Source organism: Neptunomonas sp. XY-337, from assembly GCF_004959845.1.
In the GTDB taxonomy this organism is placed as follows: domain Bacteria; phylum Pseudomonadota; class Gammaproteobacteria; order Pseudomonadales; family Balneatricaceae; genus Neptunomonas; species Neptunomonas marina.
Window position 1 is genome coordinate 164163 of record NZ_SPLL01000005.1, and the last position, 17733, is coordinate 181895.

The window sequence follows — 17733 nt, forward strand, 5'->3', positions numbered from 1 at the left end:
ATTACTTTTTATTTAACCCGCCAAATTCCTTGGCACGTCGATTTAAATTAGGCGCATTACAGCACACGCATTGTATCAGTGCAACCCCCAAGGAACTCAAATCGTTAGCAAACCTTAACAGCGTCTGATTCATTGATTCTAATCACTTTGTAGCTGATTCCAACGCTGCTTCACACGCTTGTCAGACACGACTTCAGCCGTGCCTAACTGCTGTGCGAAAAGGTGTACGCGGTACTCTTCCAAATACCATCTAAAGCTATCTAAACGCTCATCCCATTGCCCTAGTTTAAGCAAGCTTTCTGCACGTTGTTCATAACGGCTCATGTAGCTTTGCAACTGTTCACTAAAGTGTCTTTGTTGAGTTAGCTCCCGAGGATATTTTTCTAAGCGAATTTCAACAGCTTTCATATATCTTGGGTACTCTTTGAGGTTTTGCCACGATATATGGGCAAGGTACCCTTTGTAGACCAGCCGTTGAACTTGCTGTTTGATATCTCCCAAAATGGTCACTGAATCAAATCCAACTTGTTTATTGAGCGCTTTTTGTACCTCATGGTAGGAGCGATGCACCTCAAAAGATAATGCCGCCACCTCTTTCACAGTATCGACAAGATCGCGCTTCACCGCTGCCAACGCGGCATTAAAAGCCGACTGACTTCTCACCATCTGCTTGTCTAAACAGGCAATACGCTTGATGGCTGCGATGACCAGATCATCTTCTAATTGCTTCTTAGTATAGACCTTACTTACGAAGAGCAGATTCTGATTTAGAGCCTTGAGGCTGGATTTGGCGGCACGAACTTGGCTATTCGCCGACAAAATCATCAGACGACAGATACCTTGTACTGTCTCTTTTGCAGCAAGGTCGGGAGACATAGCTACGGTCAGCTCAACAGAGTCCCCTCTATCCACCAACATAGGCCAAGCATCAACGTACAATCCACCTGCCTGTTTGATCTGTATCTTCTCTTCGAGATCTTCGAAGTCCCAACGGGTAAGCCCCTTCCTACCCCATTGGTCGCCTGGTGCACTTTTGATCTCCTCGTCAGCTAGATGCCCATACTCGGCGCACAACGCTTCCCAATCGCGGCTTTGGGCAATCACCTTGCCCTTGGCATCCACAAGCTTTAAGTTGAAGAGATAATGACCATCCAATGCGACATCACGTAACGCATTCGGATCAATACGCACACCACCGATACGCAGTAATTGGTGGGCCATCGCTTCGAATAGATCGCCATCAGCAAAAACCATCGCTTCCGCCACCGCATTTGCGTAATCGGGCACAGGAACGAAGTTTTTACGCAGTTGTTTAGGCAACCCACGTAGCAACGCTTCACACTTATCCCGTAACATCCCTGGTACAAGCCAAGGTAAACGCATCATAGGCAGCTGCTTTAGCAAAGCGACCGGCACATGAACCGACACACCATCGTCTGGAGCTGCGGGATCAAAATGGTAACTCAACTTTAATTGAACGCCTCTATGGGGCAATGTATCAGGATAGGCTCCTTTACTGACGTGAGTATCAGAGCGCTGCAAGATATCGCTTTTGGTCAGAAAGAGTACCTTGGGAGCGTCGGCTTCAACTTTCTGCCGCCACTGTTCAAACCCTGCGCCATTCACAATGTGGCTGCCATCAAGCTCTGCAAACTTCTGATGATAGAAACCAAATAGAGCCTCTTCATCAACCAGCAGGTCTCGACGGCGCGACTTCGCTTCAAGCAGCTCAACGTGCTCAAGTAGTTGACGATTGTGTTTGAAAAACGGGCCTCGTGTATGGAAATCACCTTCAACTAACGCGCAGCGGATAAAAATTTCGTGGGCTACTTCTGGATCGATGCGGCCATAATTGATGTTGCGCTTGGGCACGATCAACAATCCAAACAGGGATACTTGCTCAGTCGCTACCACCTGCGCCCGCTTCTTGTTCCAGCGAGGCTCAATGTAAGATCGTTTCACCAAATGCTTTGCGAGCGGTTCAGCCCAAACTGGATCGATACGCGCCACCATGCGGGCATACAATTTAGAGGTCTCAACCAGTTCTGCTGCCATAACCCATTTGGGCGGCTTTTTGAACTGGCTTGAAGCAGGAAAAATATGGAAGCGCCGGTTTCGTGCTCCCAAGAACTCTTTGTTCTCTTGCTTAAAGCCCATATGGCTGAGCAATCCCGCCAATAATGCAGTATGCACCGCTTGGTAAGTGGCTGGCTCTTTATTGTCGGCCATACTTAGCTGCTTACAGCTGATATGCAACTGCCGATGAGTATCACGCCATTCACGCATGCGCATAAAAGAGAGGAAGTGTTTAGTACAGAACTTACGCAGCTGGTTTTGAGAAAGCTCCTGACGCTGCTCTTCGTAAAGGTTCCAAAGGTTAACCATCGTCATGAAGTCAGAGTCTTCGTGCTCATACTCTTTATGACGCTGATCGGCGGCTTGCTTTTTATCCGCTGGTCGCTCGCGCGGATCTTGCACACTCAGCGCACTGGCAATAATAAGCACCTCATGCAGCGCTCCTTGGTGCTCAGCTTCGACAATCATACGCGCAATACGAGGATCTACAGGCAGCTTACTGAGCTTTTTCCCTAAGCTGGTCATCTTACGCTGCGTGGTGACAGCGCCAAGCTCTTCAAGAAGCTTAAAACCATCATTGATATAGCGGCGATCTGGCGGATCTATAAAAGGAAACTGAGCAATATCACCCAAGCGCAAATTTAGCATCTGCAAAATAACCGCCGCTAGATTGGTACGCCGAATCTCAGCATCAGTGAACTCGGGACGCTGTTGGAAATCATCTTCACTGTATAAACGAATACACGTACCGGGGGCGATACGTCCGCAGCGGCCAGCCCGCTGATTAGCGCTAGCTTGCGAGATCAGCTCAATCGGAAGACGCTGTACTTTCGAGCGATAACTGTAGCGGGAGATACGCGCCACACCGGTATCAATAACATAACGAATATTGGGCACCGTCACTGATGTTTCCGCCACGTTCGTTGCCAACACAACTCGCCGTCCAGCATCACGTTTACCCTGAAAGATACGGTTCTGCTCCGCTACACTCAGCCTTGCATACAGTGGCATAATTTCCGTGTCTTTCAGTGCCGCTTTACGCAAGCGCTCAGCGGTTTCGCGGATCTCACGCTCTCCACTCAGAAACACCAAGATATCCCTTGGCCCTTGAGTTTTACCCTTATCTAGCTGAATAATCTCTTCTACTGCATCGAGAATACCCTCTTGCTGGGTACGATCTTGCTGTTCCTCTTGCGCATCTTCACTCAATAAAGGGCGATAGAGCACCTCAACCGGATAGGTTCGACCGGACACTTCGATGACCGGCGCATCGTTAAAGTGTTTTGAGAATCGCTCCAGATCAATGGTGGCCGAGGTAATAATGAGCTTTAAATCGGGGCGTTTGAGCAGAATACGCTTGAGGTAACCCAGCAGGAAATCGATGTTTAAGCTACGCTCGTGAGCCTCATCAATAATGAGTGTTTGGTAACGCGAAAAGAGCGGATCATGTTGGCTTTCTGCCAGCAGAATACCGTCGGTCATCAACTTGATTTGCGATGCATCACTGACTTGATCAGTAAAGCGCACTTGATAGCCGACCATTTGGCCCACTTCAGTTTTCAACTCATCGGCGATGCGCGTCGCAACCGTTCGCGCAGCAAGACGGCGCGGCTGGGTATGACCGATCAACCCGAAACGCCCTAAACCCAACTCCATACAAATTTTGGGCAATTGGGTTGTTTTACCGGAACCTGTTTCACCCGCGATCACCACAACTTGATGCTTTTCGATCAGGGCGGCAATCTCTTCGCGCTTCTGTGAGATAGGGAGATCAGGGTAGTCGATTTTACCCACGGCTGCTGTACGCTCTGTTACAAGCTGAGAACTCTTCTCGAACATGGCGACGAACTCTGCTTCAAGCTTATCGATCGGTTGGCTTTTAGCTTCGCGCTCAACGATTTTATCCAGCTTACGGCGCAACGCCGCACGATCTTTGATTAAACATTCATCAAACTTGGCTGAAACAGCAGCAATAGCATCTCTCAAAGGGTGTTCCTTTAGACGTTTATCTGTCGAAATTATCTGGTGGGAAGGGTAACAGCGTACGCTGGCTAAATGCCAGCGGATCAGGTGTCAGTGTTACTGCAGGGCAGACGGTAGATAGCTGACCGGCTTACATCATCGTTAACAGATTAATCGGCCGCAACAGCATTGCTCGTCAGGTGAAGCTGATCAACACCATCGCGAAACAGCACTAGCTCGCCACTTTGCAAAGCGGTCCACTGTTCATTATCGGTGAGAGGTTCTGTTGCAATGACTGTCACGATATCGTTTGGAGTGGTCTCTTTGCAAAAGTCGACGGTGAGTTCGTCATCCATCAACGTGGCTTCACCGAACGGAGCGCGGCGTGTAAGCCATGACAGTTTGCTCGAGCAATACGCATAGAGCAGTGAGGAGTCAGACAGCAACATATTGTATACGCCTAACGCACGCAGCTGTTCGCAACACTGGTGGATAAAGTCGCTCAGTGCCGCCAGATCTGCCGGCCGCTCAGGGAAGCGCTCGCGAATCTGCCCGAGTAACCAGCAAAATGCGTATTCGCTATCAGTACTACCGACTGGCTTATAGAAGCTCAGCGGCAAATCAAACAAGCCTTTATCGAGCTGGCCGTTGTGTGCGAACACCCACGTGTAACCCCAGAGTTCACGCATAAATGGGTGCGTGTTCTCTAAACAGACCGAGCCTACGTTGGCTTGGCGGATATGGCTGATCACCGACAGGCTTTTAATCGGATGCTCTTTGATGAGCTGAGCAATCCGCGACTGGCAGCTAGGCTCGGGGTCGTGAAATGAGCGAACACCCTTACCTTCGTAGAAGGCGATTCCCCAACCGTCGCGATGTGGCCCAGTGCCGCCACCGCGCCGCATCAAACCGCTAAAACTAAAGCAGATGTCCGTTGGGACATTTGCGCTCATACCTAATAGTTCACACATAATAGCAGAATTAAGAAGACTCGGAAGGCAGGGTTATCTTATCAGGGAGAGAGTCGATCGCTTCAACTCCCGCTTTATACTCAGAGGCTTCCAGAGTCCGCCCGATACTTGTCTCGGGCTGGCGGCGCTCTCCTAAAAAGCAGCCTGCAGGATCAATTGCCATGGTCTTGCTAAGTACCGTTGCACGTACCTGGCCACCCTTTTCAATATGCAGCTCATCGCATACCACCTCTCCTTCAAGAAGACCAGAAACCATGATCTGCTTAGCTTTGATGCTACCCGTCACATGGCCGGACTTTCCGATTGAGATATCATCCAACGAGCTGATGCTGCCATCAAACATACCGTCTATGTGCATCTTTCCGATGATACTCATGTCACCGGTAAACTTGTTACCTTCAGCGATGATCGTTATGGCTGAGCGGATTGATTTAGCGGATACAGATTTTTTAAGGATGCCCATTTAACACTCTTTACGTTTGAAAAAATTGTATCGAAATTGGCGATATTCCAAGACACAAAATGCGCCGGATCCAGCGGTTTATAAAGGTATCTTACCTCATAATGCAGATGCGGGCCTGTCGACTTACCCGTATTGCCACTTTCAGCGATCTTCTGCCCTTTGTGAACCAGCTCACCCTGCTTCACGTTGGTGGAATTTAGGTGCGTATACACTGTTTTAAAGCCAAAATTATGCAGTACAACCACCTGTTTACCGTAGCCGTCGCCTTTATTGCCTGCATACTCCACAACACCATCTGCCGTAACATAAACAGGAGTACCGATGTTAGCTTTGTAATCAATACCGTTATGCATAATACGCCGCTTCTTAATAGGGTGCATCCGCATACCAAACTTGTCGGTGATACGCAGCGGCTGAATCGGTAGCCCGTTTGGAATACTGTTCAGCATAAAGAGGCGCTGATTCGCCATCAATGTGAGCTGTTCTAAGCGTTCAGGGGTGACCTCTTCTGTGGTATCTAAGTTGAGCATCGCCTCCAAACCGTTGAGGCTAGCGCCCAACGTGGCGTGCAGTTCTCCTACGCGAACGGTCTCCTCCTGCAGCTGATCACCCATACGGATGTTCTCGGCTTGCAGACGATCCCGCTCGAAGGCCACACGTGATAACGATGCACTGAGCTGGTCTAACTCTGTTTTATATAGACTTTGCGTACCCAGCATCAGCTCGTACTGATCTGTCAGTTGCTGATGATCCTCTTCAAGTACCGCTAGATCATCTTGCGTACGCACTAGCAACCAATTAGACACCGCAAAGCTCAGCATCGTGAGCACAATAAACAACGCAATCACATAGCGCGCTAACTGCCCGAGCGAATACTGCCTAGAACCCTTTACGGTGGTCAGTGTAACTATTAACTTGTTCTTCAAACCAAAACTCGTTCCCACTTTAAGCGCTGCTAAATATACCACCACGCCCTAAACGTCGCTAATGTCCGGTGCAACTGGATGATTCATTAGTCTAATTTTACGCCTATTTGCTTAGCTGCACCGATGACCTGTCACAAACGTTTGTTTTAACATCAAGACACAGTGCAAACAGGAAAGGTGAATAAGAATGAGTCAGAACGAAGTTGTTATCCTTAGCGGTGTACGAACAGCGATTGGCGGTTTTGGTGGCAGTTTAAAAACAAAAACGCCATGCGAGCTCGCTGCAGCCGTCGTCGCTGAGGCAGTCAACCGCTCCAATGCAGACGCAGACGCCTTCGGGCATTGCGTCTTTGGCAATGTTATTCACACCGAGCGTCAGGATATGTATCTCAGTCGTGTCGCTGCAGTTAACGGTGGCTTAGCCAAAGAAACACCCGCTGTAACCGTCAATCGCCTCTGCGGCAGTGGTCTACAGGCCATTGTTACTGCGGCTCAACAAATTGAACTCGGCGAATGCGATGCTGCGGTTGCCGGTGGCGCAGAGGTTATGAGCCGCTCGCAATACTGGATGCCAAGCGCACGTTTTGGACAACGCATGGGTGATGGCCAAATCGTTGATGCGATGGTCGGTGCACTGACCTGCCCGTTCGACGATACTCATATGGGCATCACTGCTGAAAATATCGCTGAGAAATGGCAAATCAGCCGCGCAGACCAAGATGCACTCGCAACGCAAAGCCACCACCGTGCCGAAACCGCATCAACAGAAGGCCGTTTCAAATCACAGATCATGCCAGTTGAGCTTGTCAGCCGTAAAGGCACAACGGTGTTCGATACCGACGAACATATCCGCTTAAACTGTGAAGTTGCCGATATGGAAAAGCTGCGTCCAGTTTTCAAAAAAGATGGCACTGTGACAGCGGGTAACGCATCAGGGCTGAACGACGCAGCGGCGGCAGTCACACTAATGAGCGCAACCGAAGCTGAGAAGCGCGGCCTGAAGCCGATGGCTAAATTAAAAGGCTACGCATTTGCCGGTGTCGAACCCAAATATATGGGTATCGGCCCCGTTCCAGCGGTGAAAAAGCTACTTGATAACGCAGGCCTATCGGTCGCTGATATCGACGTTTGGGAAGTGAACGAAGCGTTTGCCGCACAAGCACTCGCGGTTTGCCGCGACTTGGAGCTACCTAGCGATAAAGTTAACCCGAATGGTTCAGGCATTTCCCTAGGCCACCCTATCGGCGCAACGGGTGCTATTATCACCGTCAAAGCGCTTTACGAACTCGAGCGAGTTCAGGGTAAATATGCCGTTGTCACCATGTGTATTGGTGGTGGACAAGGTATCGCAGCACTGCTTGAGCGTCCGTAACAGCACCTCTGATCCGAATAAGCGCACCCAGCAAAACGCTCGGTGCGCTTTTTTACTGCCTAATTAACGATGCGATAGCAGGGCACATACTCTTCGTGATTGATCTTCATACGATGCTGATTCACGAATGATTCCAACAGCTCATCTAGCGCATCCATAATGACCTTGTCACCCGTCAACTCGAACGGGCCGTGTTGCTCAATGGCAAGCACCCCAGGTTCTTTCACGTTGCCAGCCACAATACCAGAGAGCGCTCTGCGTAGTTGCGCGGCCAGAATGTAATCAGGCTGCCCCTCTTTTAAGCACAGTTGCGCCATCGCCTCATGCGTCGGCTCAAATGGCTGCTGAAACTCTTCGGGGATATGTAACTGCCAATTGAAGTGAAATGATTCATCGGTTTGCTTACGATACGCCAGCACCTGCTCCATCCCCTCTTTAATTGTCACGGCGACACCATGAGGGTCATCAACAATAATCTGGTACCGCTTCGTCGCCTCATCACCCAGTGTTGTGCGGATAAAACGATCTACCGTATCAAAGTATGCCTCGCTGCCTTGTGGGCCGGTGAACACCAACGGATAAGGCACATCCGCGTTTTTCGGATGGAGCAAAATACCCAACATATAGAGGATCTCTTCTGCCGTTCCGGCACCACCTGGGAACACAATAATACCGTGCCCAAGGCGCACAAAAGCTTCTAGGCGCTTCTCGATATCGGGCAGTGTCACCAGCTCATTGACGATGGGGTTAGGTGATTCGGCAGCGATAATGCCAGGCTCGGTTAAGCCGATATAACGCGGATTGGCTTTACGCTGCTTAGCATGAGCAATCGCCGCGCCTTTCATCGGGCCTTTCATCGCCCCCGGGCCGCAACCGGTGCAGATATCAAAACTGCGCAGCCCCAGCTCATAGCCGACTTTCTTGGTGTACTCGTACTCGTGGCGTTTGATGGAATGACCACCCCAGCACACTACGAGGTTCGGTTTTATGTGTGGCCGCATCGCCGCCGCATGACGCAGGATATGAAATACGGTGTTGGTTGTACGCCCGGTCTCGTCGAGCCCATCACAGCATTGATCAAGCTCATCGCCGATATACAGCAGGTCTCGTAACACCGTGAAGAGGTGCTCACGGATACCTTGAATGATCTCGCCATCCACAAACGCGGTCGCGGGCGCGTTGATCAATTCCAACTGAACACCTTGGTGTTTGTGAGCGATGCGGATATCAAAATCACGAAACTTATCGAGTACTTGGCTGGTACTGTCCATTTCGCTACCGGTGTTTAAGACGGCCAAGCAACATTGGCGAAACAAACGATAAAGACCACCTTTACTGATATCCTGAAGCTTGGCGACCTCATGGGGGGATAACGTATCTAAGCTCGCCAACGGCGTCACTTTCGCGTTAATAAAATGTTCTTTAATCATACACAACCTCCAGAACGGGCCATGCAGCTAGTAAATAAAGCGCTAACGATCAGCAGCATGCCCTTGATGACGCAGTGGTCTTTTCACCATAGTCCACTTTTATGACAGATTAAACCTTTGTATTACAGCAAGTTAATCTATCTTGATGCCAGCATTGACGTCAGCGCAGGCTACGGCGCTCCATCATGCGTCGCTGTTTGCGTCGCTAGCCAGCTGGTGATCTGCGCTAACAAACGCTGCTGCTGTGCCGCCCGAGACTCATCCGCCGGCTCGTCACAGATAGGACTGCCCACCTTTGTTAGCATCGCTTTCCCCTCTGCGGTGCATACGCTAAATGCACTCATGGCAGCGATACTGGGCTCTGCTTGGTAGTCAATCGTTGGCGCGGCGCGGGCCGCATCGTTAAACGCCAGCGCCTCCTGCCCTGTTCGATTTAACTCGAGAACGTTGGCAGGCACACCGATGCGGCGCAGATCAAATGCAGCACTAAACTCTGGGTTGATCGCTAGCACTCCCGCTATACGGCGGTCCTTTTTGGAACCCGCCAGCGGCTGTAACACCTGTGCGGTTAACTCAACACCCTCTCGAGCCAACCAAGCGCAATCGACTGTGTTGTTAGTTTGGTCACAGGTCTGCATTAATTTGCCAATATCAAACTCCATTCCCGCTAGCGATAAAACTGCAGCGCCTCCAACGAAAAAGCCAACACCGAACACCTGCTCAAAGCGGCTATGCGCTGCCAAAAGATCATGTTGCTGAAGTGCTGTTAGCGCACTTGAAAGGTCAGCGGAACGCAGAGCCAACTCATTAAATGCGGAACTTGCAGTGATCGCGCGCGGATCCGGTGGCACCGGTGTCGCCACAATGAAACCCTTGCGCGCCAGCGAACGGGCAACCCAGCTATAGTGGCTAAACGCGGCACGAATACCTCCGTGAGAGAGCACTATCACAGGAAAACGACCATCGACAGGTCGAGCGCCGTCCAGCACTTCGGGTACCGCAAAGACCCGTGTGTTGCCAATCTGTTTTAGCTTCCCTTCGCTCACACTGGGGTACCAAAACACCACCTCTATGGGCGTTTCGCGGCTGCTACTGACAGCATCTGCTGTCACAACAGCGACGGGATAGTCACTGGCACAAGCTCCAATGCTAACGGCCCATAAAAAAGCAGCTAAGAGTTTTTTCAACACGCTCAATCCTTTATTACGTTGCAAACGCCAACATACTGCTGGCAGATGACACTTTTGCTAACTATCTCTAGTCTACGTGGCGATGAATCACGCCGGCGACCTGCTCCGCGGTCAGTTCGGTATTGTCGATAACAAGGCCGTTCTCATGCTCTATGGCTGCAAACGGTTGTTTATCGAGCAGTGCTGCGACTTTTTTCGAGTCAGAGAGCTTGTGTGAAGCTTTTCGCTCATCGCTTATGGCACGCTCTAAGAGCGCGCTACGACTTGGCTGTAGGTGTACAGGATACGTCTGTATCCCCTGCGATAAAAAGAAGGCGAGGTAATCTTCCATGATCTCTCGATCATGATCGGCACAGGCCATGTGGGTCATCACAAGATGAGAAACGCCAATCTCCTTCGCTTTGGCTAGCGCAAGTTGGCGGACCTGCTTGGTAAAACTGAGAAAGTCTTTCTCGCCAAATCGATCATAGATCGCAAGGCCAATATCAACGGCTAAATGATTGTGAAACAGCTTGTAGCCAAACTGCTCTTTTAAGCAGGTAGCGACTGTTAATTTCCCTGCAGCTGGCGGCCCGTAGATCCATACTAATTTCACGCCAAGCTCCCTAGCCAGATTCAACACAACTAAAAATGTAATTAAAAGCGTGACTCAAAAAACAACAGCACGACGTCCACAACACTACTGGCGGCCAGCGGCTATTAGTGAGTTCACAAACGCAGGCACACACTCACTCGCCAAGCCATAAATATGCTCTTTAAAGTGCGATTGCTTTTGGCTCGGCTCAAGGTTGATCTCAACCGTGTGTGCACCCGTTTCATTGGCGACCTCGACAAACCCCGCGGCGGGATAAACATGCCCCGATGTCCCGATCGATAGAAAAAGATCGCAATGACTCAATGCGGTATAAATCTCGTCCATAAACATTGGCATCTCACCAAACCACACGATATCTGGGCGCAAAGTGCCTTTCAAACCGCAACAAACGCACGATTCGTTTTCAGAGCTATCGCCATGGTGATCAAAGGTGTACCCCGATTCATTGCAACGCAAGCGCAATAACTCTCCGTGCATATGGCGCAGAGCATGGCTGCCAGCGCGCTCATGGAGGTTATCGACATTTTGAGTGACCAAGAGAAACTCTCCGGCAAAGTGCTGCTCTAGCTCAGCCAAGGCTAAGTGTGCGGCATTGGGAACGACCGCCGTATCCTGCAGCTGCGCTCGGCGAGCATTGTAAAAGCGATGTACTAACGTTGGATCTGCCGCAAAGCCTTCAGGTGTGGCAACCTCTTCAATGGGATGGTTCTCCCATAAACCATCGCTCGCGCGGAACGTTCGAATACCTGATTCCGCAGAAATACCCGCACCGGTCAGCACCACTATTGAACGATACTCCACATCTGACTCCTTAATGTCGCTTTTCCGTCATCTGTCATAGACTATCATGAAGAGGGCAAAGTCATATGATTTTGCACCGCTACCCATGGCTGCAAAGGATAACGCTCATGAGTGCTACAAAGCTGTACATTCTCGACACCAACGTACTAATCCATGATCCCCGCTGTCTCTACGAGTTTAAAGAGCAGGATGTCACCATCCCCATGACTGTTCTGGAGGAGCTCGACGATATCAAAGATCGCAAGAAGAATGTGGCTCAAGAGGCCCGCTTTGCCATCCGGGCGATCGACGAAATACTCTCCAAAGCTCACTCACCGGCTCAGATAAAACGGGGCGTACCCATTTTTCTGCCAGGAGAAGACCAGACCCAAAGCCACAGCACGAAGCTAGGCAAGCTCAGCATCTTCCCAGACCATGAACTGCAAGCTACCAAAGAGTCACTACCCAACAACCGCAACAAAGATAACCTGATTATCAATTGCGCGTTACACCTGCAGTCGCTTGAAACAGACCGCCAAGTCATTCTGGTGACCAAAGATATCAATATGCGCCTCAAAGCACTGGGGGCTGGCCTTGAAAAGGTAGAGGACTATCGTACCGACCAGTTAGTGGCTGATATCGACCTGCTACCAGCAGGCCATACTCATCTTGATGGCATGTTTTGGGAGCAAGTGGACGATGTCGAGAGCCACCAAGAGGGCGGGCGCACCTTCCATAAAGTGGCACATGACCTTCTACCCAACGCGTATAATGGCCAGTATATCTACGACGACTCCAAAGACTTCGCAGCACGCGTTGCCGATATCGACGGCGAGACACTCATCCTACGAGACCTTGGCTACGATAAACTTATGCAGCAGTCATGCTGGGGTATTCAGCCGATCAATATCTACCAGGCTTTTGCCATGCAGGCTCTGCTTGATCCAACATTGGATCTAGCCATTCTTAACGGCGCCGCAGGCTCTGGTAAAACACTAATCGCATTGGCCTGTGCACTTGAACTCGTTATCGAAAAAGGGATCTTCAGTAAGATCATCGTGACCCGCTCAACACCACCGGTTGCAGAAGATATCGGCTTTCTGCCGGGCACCGAAGAGGAGAAGATGACGCCTTGGATGAGCGCAATACACGATAACCTTGAGGCGATGCATGAGAACGATGACCGTCCACAAAGCAGCGTGAAATATGCCATTGAGAAGGCCAACATTCAGTTTAAGTCCTTAAACTTCATTCGCGGTCGCAGCATCCAAGACGCTATTGTGATTATTGATGAGGCACAAAACCTAACGCCCTCTCAACTAAAAACTATCCTGACGCGTTCAGGTAAAGGAACAAAGATGATCTGCCTAGGTAACTTAGCGCAGATCGATTCCAATTACCTAACACCGTTAACGTCGGGTTTGACCTATATCGTCGAGCGCTTTAAAGGCTATGAAGGCGCCGTTAACGTGCACTTCGAAGGTATATTCCGATCACGTCTTGCCGAGTATGCTGAACAGCATCTGTGATCGACTAAAAGGAAGCGAAACTCGCCTTAATACGGCCAAGGGCGAGTTTCTAAACACCTGTTTACATCGTATGATGTACGCACAGATTCAATGCCGTTAGGGAAATGTTATGGTTGATGAAACTCTCTCGTTAGATACGCTGCTTGAAGGCAGCCCTACTGCTGCTATTGCAGTCGATGCGCAGTACCATATTCACTACGCCAACGAGGCCGCCGTTCAGCTATTTCACACCCAACGTGATGACTTGCTCAATATGGCGCTGCGCCAACTCAATCAAAGCAGTGACGTGGTGGAAGCGCTAGAGGCCTTCACAGAGGATGCTCAACTGTCAGCAGAAGCCAGCACACACCGCTTAAGTTTGGTCAGCGGCGATGGTTTACATCACTACCGGGTTACCTTTTCACCTATCGACAGCCATATTGCCCTTTTCTTCCAAGATGTCTCCGATCTTGTCGAGATGGAGAAAAGCCTCAAAGACCAAGCCACCCACGACACGCTAACGGGCCTTTTTAATCGTCGCCAACTCTTCACGATGGGTTCGCAAGATGTTGCACGAGTGAAACGCTACCGCACGCCCTACTCAATCTTGATCGTTAGCATCGCCAACATTCGCGATATTAATCAAACTTACGGTTACGTCATGGGCGACCATGCGTTGATCTGTGTTGCGCGCACTCTGCAAGAGCAGCTGCGTGAATCTGATTATGTTGCGCGTTTAGATAACAAGAGCTTTGTGGTTTGCCTAATTGATGCGACGTTAGAGCAAACCAGTTTGGTAGAAAAGCGTATTCTTAACGCATTAGGCCAGCGCAAAGTGCGTATCGCAGACAGCACCATCCCGATCAAAATTGCCACTGGCGCTGCTGAGTTTCAAGCCGAGACAGATCAGCTCTTTGACGACCTTTTACTACGTGCCGAGCAGGAAGAATATGAGCGCGAACATAAGATGCATGGTTCTTAACAGTGCTTGAGAAACTGATAAAAACACTACTGACAGGGCTCGTACGCGGCTACCAACTGCTCATTAGCCCTTTGCTTGGGAATAACTGTCGCTTCTACCCAAGCTGCTCGCACTATATGATTGAAGCGATTGAGACACACGGTATCTTTAAAGGCACTTGGCTCGGTCTCAAGCGAATTGGCCGGTGTCACCCTTGGAGTGATGGTGGAATAGACCCTGTGCCACCAAAATGTGGCTGCGAACCATCGCCAAGCGAACAGGTTAAGAAGCACTAGCTCACAGATACAACGCGCACATCTCAGCTAGTGCAGACGAAGTGGAGTAAGGCGTATGTTCTCACCGCTTGTTGTTGTATCGACCATCCTGATCTACATGGCTTGCCTTTTTGGCATCGCGCAGCTGGTTGAGCGGCGCGTTGCCGCAACCGGCGAGACTTTCAAAAGCCCTTGGATCTATGCCCTCTCGCTCGCTATCTATCATACCTCTTGGACATTTTACGGCAGTGTTGGCTTTGCCAGCACCTCTGGGCTGCTTTTTCTTGGTATCTACGTTGGCGCATTGATTGGTATAGCGCTCTGGTGGGTCATCTTGCGCAAGATGGTCATCGCTAAAGAGGTTTTTCGGATCACCAGTGTTGCTGATTTTCTCTCCACGCGATATCGGCGCTCACAAAAGATCGCGGGCCTAGTGACCCTGATTGCGCTCACCGGTTTGCTCCCCTATATCGCCCTGCAGCTAAAAGCATTCATTAGTTCGTTTGAGATAATTACCCAACGAAGCTCTGACCAATGGTCCTACAGTGGGTTACTAGTCACACTACTTATGACACTATTTACGATTCTATTTGGGGCGAAGCGCCTCGACCCCACCGAGCGGCACCAAGGTATGGTAGTGGTCATGGTGGTGGAGAGTATGGTGAAGATTGTCGCGGTATTCTCTGTTGGGCTCTTTGTGCTGTACGGGCTGTATGACGGTATCGGTGATCTCAATGCCCGCATCGCAGAGGCTGAGCTCACTCACCTAACCAGTGCATCAGCAACAGAGCATAGCTTTTCCATGTGGGTTACGCTGATCATTCTGAGCTTCTCTGGTATCTACCTGCTACCACGTCAATTCCATATGAGCGTGGTCGAAAATACCGATCAACACCATATTAAAACGGCCATGTGGGTCTTCCCGCTGTATATGATAGCGATCAATCTGTTTGTGATACCTATCGCCGCCGCAGGTCTACTGGGCGACTTCTCCGACCATCAAGCAGACTATTTTGCGCTATTGCTGCCGCAGGAGGCAGGCCAGTCAGCGCTCACCATGCTGGTGTTTATCGGTGGGTTTTCCGCATCAACAGCGATGATTATCGTAACAACGGTGACGCTAGCAACCATGGTATCCAACCACTGGGTGTTGCCTACGATAGAACGGTTTAGCAAGGCACAAGGACTCCGTCCTTATCTGCTGCAGATGCGTTGGGCACTAGTTGCCCTGATACTGGCCAGTGCTTACTGGTTCGAGCATGAGCTCAGTGATTCCTATATTCTTGTCGCGATAGGACTTCTCTCATTCGTGGCGGTCTTGCAGTTTGCACCTGCGGTATTTGGTGGTCTTTTTTGGCCTAGGGGTAACAGCGCGGGAGCATTCGCAGGTTTGCTAGCGGGCTTCGGCATCTGGGTATACACCCTTGCGATCCCCACTTTTATCAAGAACGGTTGGCTAGATCCAAATATTTTGCTGGCTGGCCCATGGGGAATTGAGCTGCTGCGGCCAGAGGCACTTTTTGGTCTTGATGGATTCCACCCAATCGCTCATAGCGTGATCTGGAGCTTGAGCTTCAACCTGATATTTTACATCGTCGGTTCGTTGATCTATCAACCACACAAGGACGAGCGCACGTTCACCACCGAGTTTATGAGTGTGCTGACCCCCGTCAGGAAGCCTGCAAAAGCGCGCCCCACTGGCTTGGACTCCTACATTCCACTGAGCGCAAAACTCGAGGAATCCCAGCACCTGCTGGCGCAGTATCTGTCTGATGATAAGTCCCGTGATGCGATCTTCACTATTTGTGAAGATCTGCAAGTTGCTGGCAAAACTCACATCACTATTATCGAGTTGATGGAGTTTCACCGTATGGTCGAGCACATATTGGCCGGTTCCATTGGCGCGGCGAGCGCACACCGCGCAATGGAGCAAAATATTCGCTACTCCACCCGCGAATCAAGCGATCTCAAAGCGCTATATAGCCATATCGTTAGCGAGCTTAAAGGCGGCCCGAGCAGTACTGCGGGCAGCATGCTAACCACCGACACCAGCGCACTTGAACAGCACGGCTTAATCGGGGAGCTACAATCATCGATCAACAAGCTCGAACTTAAAAACCAAGAGTACTTAACCCGCCTCGCACGGCTGGAAGAAAAACTCGAAAAGCGCGACCACGATATCTTCAAGTACCGTATGGAGGCACAACGCAAAGAGCGGGATAACAAAGATTTACTCTTAGTGCTTGAAGATATGAAGCAGAAACTGCTCGCCCAACGAGAGGAGTAGCGCCACAGCCAATGTTGCCATGGCGCTCATTCTCACTTTAACTACTTGGAGTTTCTGTTTTGTGGACATGCACATCCATTTGTGGGAATGGAATGCTGATACCTGCCTCATCAAAACGCAGCTTCACCGTCTCATTCATATCCCAAAGTACGTTCCAGTAATCTTCCGATTTAACCCACGGGCGCACAATGAAGTTCACGCTGCTATCCGCTAACTCCGAGACTGCCACAACAGGCTCCGGCTCAGGTAAGACACGCTCATCGGCAGCAACGATCTCTAAGAGAATGCGCTTCGCTTCCCGCAAATCAGACTCATAACCAATACCGAAAACAAGATCAACACGACGTGTAGCTCGCTTCGAATAGTTAGTAATCACTCCAGAGTAAATAGCCCCGTTTGGCACAATAACCTCACGGTTATCACCTGTGCGCATCACGGTATTAAAAACCGTTATATTCTCAACGATGCCCGAAACCCCCGCAGCCTCAACAAAGTCACCTGCACGAAAGGGGCGAAAAACAATCAACATCACGCCTGCGGCAAAGTTTTTCAGTGAATCTTGTAAGGACAAACCAATCGCCAAACCAGCAGCACCCACAATAGCGATTAGCGAGGAAGTATCGACTCCCAACTGGTCAAGCGATGCCACAATGACAAACAGTAGTAACAACGCAGAGACAATCGATGCCAGAAAATCGACTAGCATCTGATCCATACGCGTGCGCCCCAGTACACGCTTGAATAGCGCCATAATGACGCTGATTACCAGACGGCCGACGACAAAGACCAGCAACGCTGTTACAAGATTAACGCCCCAAGGAATAATATATTCCTCTTGTAGAGACTGAATCATCGTAGGATCAAACCACTTCTCCATTCAGTTACACTCCTTTTGTATTAAAAAATTAACGAAAGCTTAAGCTGCTGCGACCAGTCG

14 protein-coding genes are annotated in these 17733 nt (G+C 50.2%); 5 read left to right on the forward strand and 9 right to left on the reverse strand.

Annotated elements, in window-relative coordinates; genetic code table 11:
* Nucleotides 1-138: 138 nt before the first annotated feature.
* The 4 genes from hrpA to E4L36_RS12615 all read right to left on the reverse strand — a co-directional run bounded on the left by hrpA (nt 139) and on the right by E4L36_RS12615 (nt 6398).
* Nucleotides 139-4062: an ATP-dependent RNA helicase HrpA gene (gene hrpA, locus E4L36_RS12600; protein WP_136680901.1), complete on the reverse strand. Its 3924-nt coding sequence runs from the start codon at nt 4060-4062 to the stop codon at nt 139-141.
* A gap of 146 nt (nt 4063-4208) precedes the next feature.
* Complete coding sequence (locus E4L36_RS12605) at nt 4209-5009, reverse strand: class II glutamine amidotransferase (protein WP_136680902.1); 801 nt, start codon at nt 5007-5009, stop codon at nt 4209-4211.
* Between the two features lie 10 nt (nt 5010-5019).
* Nucleotides 5020-5472, reverse strand: coding sequence for a polymer-forming cytoskeletal protein (locus E4L36_RS12610; RefSeq protein WP_136680903.1), 453 nt, complete (start codon nt 5470-5472; stop codon nt 5020-5022).
* Nucleotides 5421-6398, reverse strand: coding sequence for a peptidoglycan DD-metalloendopeptidase family protein (locus E4L36_RS12615; RefSeq protein ID WP_136680904.1), 978 nt, complete (start codon nt 6396-6398; stop codon nt 5421-5423). Before E4L36_RS12615 ends, E4L36_RS12610 begins: the two co-directional genes overlap by 52 nt.
* 187 nt (nt 6399-6585) lie before the next feature.
* On the opposite strand from E4L36_RS12615, the gene E4L36_RS12620 reads away from it, so the two are divergent.
* Complete coding sequence (locus E4L36_RS12620) at nt 6586-7770, forward strand: acetyl-CoA C-acyltransferase family protein (RefSeq protein ID WP_136680905.1); 1185 nt, start codon at nt 6586-6588, stop codon at nt 7768-7770.
* 59 nt (nt 7771-7829) lie between these two features.
* Here the strand turns inward: E4L36_RS12620 and ppnN are convergent, their stop codons facing one another.
* The 4 genes from ppnN to cobB form a co-directional block, all read right to left on the reverse strand.
* Entirely contained in the window at nt 7830-9200 is a 1371-nt protein-coding gene (gene ppnN / locus E4L36_RS12625; protein WP_136680906.1) for a nucleotide 5'-monophosphate nucleosidase PpnN, read from the reverse strand.
* Nucleotides 9201-9370: 170 nt separating this feature from the next.
* Nucleotides 9371-10390, reverse strand: coding sequence for a hypothetical protein (locus E4L36_RS12630; RefSeq protein WP_136680907.1), 1020 nt, complete (start codon nt 10388-10390; stop codon nt 9371-9373).
* Between the two features lie 67 nt (nt 10391-10457).
* Nucleotides 10458-10985 carry a hypothetical protein gene (locus tag E4L36_RS12635; RefSeq protein WP_136680908.1) on the reverse strand — a complete coding sequence of 176 codons (528 nt, stop codon included), beginning with the start codon at nt 10983-10985 and terminating at the stop codon, nt 10458-10460.
* 84 nt (nt 10986-11069) lie between these two features.
* A complete protein-coding gene (gene cobB / locus E4L36_RS12640) occupies nt 11070-11786 on the reverse strand; it encodes a Sir2 family NAD+-dependent deacetylase (RefSeq protein WP_136680909.1) in 717 nt (238 codons plus the stop codon).
* A 107-nt stretch (nt 11787-11893) separates the two neighbouring features.
* Between cobB and E4L36_RS12645 the strand changes: the two genes are divergently transcribed.
* From E4L36_RS12645 to E4L36_RS12660, 4 genes are all read left to right on the forward strand, one after another.
* Entirely contained in the window at nt 11894-13294 is a 1401-nt protein-coding gene (locus E4L36_RS12645) for a PhoH family protein (RefSeq protein ID WP_136680910.1), read from the forward strand.
* A gap of 109 nt (nt 13295-13403) precedes the next feature.
* Nucleotides 13404-14255, forward strand: coding sequence for a diguanylate cyclase (locus E4L36_RS12650; protein WP_136680911.1), 852 nt, complete (start codon nt 13404-13406; stop codon nt 14253-14255).
* 2 nt (nt 14256-14257) lie between these two features.
* Nucleotides 14258-14530 (forward strand): membrane protein insertion efficiency factor YidD, encoded by a 273-nt coding sequence (gene yidD, locus E4L36_RS12655; protein WP_240770722.1) that lies wholly within the window; start codon nt 14258-14260, stop codon nt 14528-14530.
* Between the two features lie 55 nt (nt 14531-14585).
* Nucleotides 14586-16796, forward strand: a complete 2211-nt coding sequence (locus tag E4L36_RS12660) for a sodium:solute symporter (protein ID WP_136680912.1) — start codon at nt 14586-14588, stop codon at nt 16794-16796.
* Between the two features lie 37 nt (nt 16797-16833).
* On the opposite strand, the gene E4L36_RS12665 is transcribed toward E4L36_RS12660, so the two are convergent.
* Nucleotides 16834-17673, reverse strand: coding sequence for a mechanosensitive ion channel domain-containing protein (locus E4L36_RS12665; RefSeq protein WP_206064550.1), 840 nt, complete (start codon nt 17671-17673; stop codon nt 16834-16836).
* Nucleotides 17674-17733: the final 60 nt, after the last annotated feature.

Bases quoted from the DNA above. Each gene is read 5' to 3' on its own strand.
- E4L36_RS12605 (WP_136680902.1), bottom strand. From the start codon at position 5,009: ATGTGTGAACTATTAGGTATGAGCGCAAATGTCCCAACGGACATCTGC.
- E4L36_RS12610 (WP_136680903.1), bottom strand. From the start codon at position 5,472: ATGGGCATCCTTAAAAAATCTGTATCCGCTAAATCAATCCGCTCAGCC.
- E4L36_RS12620 (WP_136680905.1), top strand. From the start codon at position 6,586: ATGAGTCAGAACGAAGTTGTTATCCTTAGCGGTGTACGAACAGCGATT.
- ppnN (WP_136680906.1), bottom strand. From the start codon at position 9,200: ATGATTAAAGAACATTTTATTAACGCGAAAGTGACGCCGTTGGCGAGC.
- E4L36_RS12645 (WP_136680910.1), top strand. From the start codon at position 11,894: ATGAGTGCTACAAAGCTGTACATTCTCGACACCAACGTACTAATCCAT.
- E4L36_RS12650 (WP_136680911.1), top strand. From the start codon at position 13,404: ATGGTTGATGAAACTCTCTCGTTAGATACGCTGCTTGAAGGCAGCCCT.
- E4L36_RS12660 (WP_136680912.1), top strand. From the start codon at position 14,586: ATGTTCTCACCGCTTGTTGTTGTATCGACCATCCTGATCTACATGGCT.
- E4L36_RS12665 (WP_206064550.1), bottom strand. From the start codon at position 17,673: ATGGAGAAGTGGTTTGATCCTACGATGATTCAGTCTCTACAAGAGGAA.